This is a genomic window from Psychromonas sp. (assembly GCF_983033635.1).
Map to the genome: position 1 here is coordinate 1 of NZ_CEZLMY010000304.1, position 2,300 is coordinate 2,300.

Below are 2,300 nucleotides of genomic sequence, written 5' to 3' on the forward strand. Positions count from 1 at the left end.
AGCTAATGATGTCATAGTAATATTCTTTTTATAGTTATGTGAGCATGAGGCCCATAATTGAATAAAAAGATTACGTTAGACAACTATTATTATCAATGTTTAATAACTCACAAATAACGTTCATTATATATTTCTGATCTCACTTTTATCAGTATCACAACTACTTGATATAAGCTCACTGCAGACGCGCCGATCAACCATATATCACAAACAAAGCAAGCCGCGTGAGTGTGGTTCTCCCACCCAAACCATTTCGCCAAAACGGAAAACAAACCATCAAACAGCTGTAGAAACATTGACTTTCCGGCTAGTTTTTCTCAAAAAATAAACAACCGCACATGTTTTATGTGGGATATGGCTATTCTGTGGATAGATCGCGTTAAGTGGCATTGAAAGCGAGTGCAGTCGAAAACAACAAACAGCAACAACAAACAGGACATCCAAGTTGAACGAGGACCGTCAAAAAGATATGGCTGTCCTCAAATGTGCTTAACTCCATTTCAATGTGATTTATTATTTGTAATAAAATCTATAAATGCCTTCTCTCCAGAAACGTTACACCACTCAAGAGTGTTGTTTAATATATCCTTGGCCGTTTCATGTTCTCCATTAGTTTTATAAGTGAGCGCTAATAATGCTTCGTAAAAAGAATGTAAATAAGTCTGATCTGACTGAATTCTCATTTTTGAAAATTCGATCTGAAAGTCTGTAACTCCTTTAGCCCAATCAATAATTGCTCGGGAATAACTGAACAAAAATGAATATTCAGGATTATTATCAAAAAACTCATTTTGAATATTTTCCTGTAAAAATACAGATGGCTTGTCATTTTTAAGGGCTAAAAGATACATTTGATAGCAATGACAAAGAGCTTCAGACAACCCATGTTTCAACAATTTAGCATGCTGCAATGCTTCATCAATATGCTTCTGAGCTTCAACAAACTGTCCTAATAATGCTAACGCTAAAGATAAATTTACCAGCGCATGACACTTTGGATCGCTTCCATTTACTTGGCATATCTCAAAATGTTCTTCTTGATTGTATATTCTTAAAGATTCTATAAATGCATCTCTAGCCTCATTCAAAATACCATCTGTAGTCAAACACAGTCCTTTAAGTGATAGGCCATCAACAAGTCGCCTTCTACATCTGTCCTTTCGTGCGTCATCCACTAGGAGTTTTGCTATTCGATAAGCTTCTGCTCGTTCGGTGCGCATATGAAGCATTTGTGCTTGACTCCATAAGTTTGCATGGTTAGATATAACGCTTTCTTTTTCGACTGCCCCTATTTCAGATAACTGCTGTGTTATCATTTCATTTCGTGACGAAATATTTTCAATTTTTTCACTACCATATCCTTGTGATGACATTAAAACAGGTATAAGTAACTTATTTAATGCAAGTTCATTTGCTAAAGAGATGGATATTTCTTCGATCAACTTATTGGAATTTTGTATTGATAAAATATACTGCTCAGTTTGTTTTGAATGAGACGATTTAGAAAGAAATGAGGCATGTTCAATTCCATATTGAACTGATTTTTCGTAATTTTCAGCATTCAAATAATGGAAAGATAAAAGGTCATAACCTGTAGGAATACCATTTAATAAGTTGAACTCCATAACATTAGCTATGTACTGGTGGTTATTTACTCTATGAAGCGCCCCAACACTCTCATAAGCCGCATCCCTAACCAGTGCATGCTTAAAGATATAGCTGTCACCATTTACTTTGCGTTGTTGATAGATAAGCTCGGAATCAATCAACTCATTTAAATCATTCTGCACCTGTGCTTCACTGTGATTGGAAGCCGCCACCAGCAGTTCATAATCAAATTCACGTCCGATAGTGGCAGCGAGCTGTGCGGTTTCTTTGGCATAAACAAGTGTATCGAGTTTTTGCTGCAGGGAATCACGCAGATTGCTCGGCACTTCGTCCAGTTTATCCGGGCTGGTAAAGTCAAAAATACCGTTTAACTTATGCACTAAGCCCTTCTGCTTAAGCATATTAACCAGTTCTTCAATAAACAGGGGAATACCGTCGGCACGCGTAACAATGACATCGAGCAAATTGGCTGAGACATTCTGTTTATCAAACAATATACGCACAAACTCGCGGGTATTTTCCTGAGTCAACTTAACCAACTTGAGCAACTGAAATCCAGATTCGCTTAACGACTCCGGTAATGGCTGGCGTGAACTGCTGATAAACAGATTGTTTGATGCAATAAAACGTTTATCCGAGCTCAGGCTGGCAATAAACTCGATACTGGTTGGATCTGCCCAGTGCATATCTTC

General features: G+C 37.3%; 1 protein-coding gene. It reads right to left on the reverse strand.

What is annotated here, in order from left to right; all coding sequences use genetic code 11:
• Window positions 1-500: 500 nt before the first annotated feature.
• A partial coding sequence (locus AC4GME_RS18770; protein ID WP_490380034.1) for an ATP-binding protein occupies window positions 501-2,300 on the reverse strand: 1,800 nt, incomplete at its 5' end.